This is a genomic window from Massilia psychrophila (assembly GCF_002760665.1).
Lineage (GTDB): Bacteria > Pseudomonadota > Gammaproteobacteria > Burkholderiales > Burkholderiaceae_D > JAFCUW01.
Genome location: NZ_PDOB01000085.1, coordinates 1 through 1,300 on the forward strand (window position 1 = coordinate 1; position 1,300 = coordinate 1,300).

Annotated in this window: 2 protein-coding genes; both read right to left on the reverse strand. The window is 57.7% G+C overall.

What is annotated here, in order from left to right; genetic code table 11:
• Nucleotides 1-397 precede the first annotated feature (397 nt).
• Nucleotides 398-613 carry an IS66 family insertion sequence element accessory protein TnpB gene (tnpB, locus tag CR103_RS21725; RefSeq protein ID WP_143752726.1) on the reverse strand — a complete coding sequence of 72 codons (216 nt, stop codon included), beginning with the start codon at nt 611-613 and terminating at the stop codon, nt 398-400.
• Nucleotide 614: 1 nt separating this feature from the next.
• Nucleotides 615-911 carry an IS66 family insertion sequence element accessory protein TnpA gene (gene tnpA / locus CR103_RS23110; protein ID WP_218968522.1) on the reverse strand — a complete coding sequence of 99 codons (297 nt, stop codon included), beginning with the start codon at nt 909-911 and terminating at the stop codon, nt 615-617.
• Nucleotides 912-1,300 lie beyond the last annotated feature (389 nt).

Here is a 1,300-nt window from a genome sequence, read left to right on the forward strand (position 1 = left end):
GATTGCCGCGCTGGTCAAACAATACAAGGATCGCGTGATCGTCCATTTGTCGTCGTCATGCACCGTCAAGCATCTGCTGTGGACCGTCACCGAGCGCCTGCTCGTCGGCACAGCACGACGCGCGCCAGATACCTCCTGAGCACTCCACGTCAGGCCAGTCGAGAACGCGCCACCCACCAATTTTAATTACTGCTTAACGGTCGTCCAGCCATCCGCTTCTGCGAGTAGGGGCTGCTTCGCCTGGCGTTGGCGAAAGACGCCAGCGAGCGTGCAATTTGAGCTCAGGGAAGATTTATGCAACATCCGGGCTAGCAAATCGCACGCGGCGCCATCGCCTAGTGCGCTACTGCGTTCTGCCATTTCAAGCCCTCGATCAGCCAGCGCAACTGGCGTGCTGTCACCGCCAGCGCTTGTGGCAGTGCAGCCAGGAACCGTTCGTGTCCCAATGCAGGATCTTGATCCGGTCGCGGCTACGGTTACAGAACACGAGCCAATGCGGGCTGACCGGATCGAGTCCCAGCGTCTCTGCCACCACCAACGCCAGTCCGTTGATCGACTTGCGCATGTCATGATGATCCGTGGCGAGGTACGCCGTGCTTGCGGCGTGCCCCACATCAGCGCAACGCCATCACGACGGCGCCTAGCCAATCGAGCTGCGCCGGACTGCGCAGCCGGATCACGTAGCCATCCGGTGTTTCCACTTCCAGCATCGGTTCGCCGTGGCCGCTTGTGAAGGGCAGCGCGATCAGTTGTGCAGTACGACCAGGTGCCGGCATTAGCTGCTTGCGCCAATAGTGGAAAGACGCCTCTGTTAGCCAATGTAAAGCGCACCAGGCGCGGATCGGTTGGCCAGAAATAGCATGCTTCCGCAGCCTTGTTGACCACACTGTTCGTTTCGATTCTTCCTGCATCTTCGCGACTCCTTCAATTGATGGAGCCCCGATTCTGGATGCCGAAAATCACTAACGGAAGGTGGGGTAAATAGCGCGCTTGCCCAGCATCGCGTGAATCGGGTGGCCTGCAATGGAAAACGCACTGTGCGTGCTTTGCGGCGCTGGTTTAAGCAGTAGGCTTTTGATGGTCATGAGCTGAGGGAAGAAGCTGACATGCAGGTTAGAGCAGGGTCGGGAAAGGATTGTTCCTCGGATTACCTGGGTTAGCGAAGCGTACTGGCCCCCTGTGTCAGGATAGATGTCGCGTCATTTGATTCACATTAATCGTATTCGGGGGCGGAGCAAAGACATGCAGTGAAACGTTATTCAGCAGAGCGCAAAGAAGCCATCTTGAGACGGATGATGCC

Coding starts and splice junctions, on each gene's coding strand:
- tnpA (WP_218968522.1), bottom strand. CDS start 911: ATGCAGGAAGAATCGAAACGAACAGTGTGGTCAACAAGGCTGCGGAAG.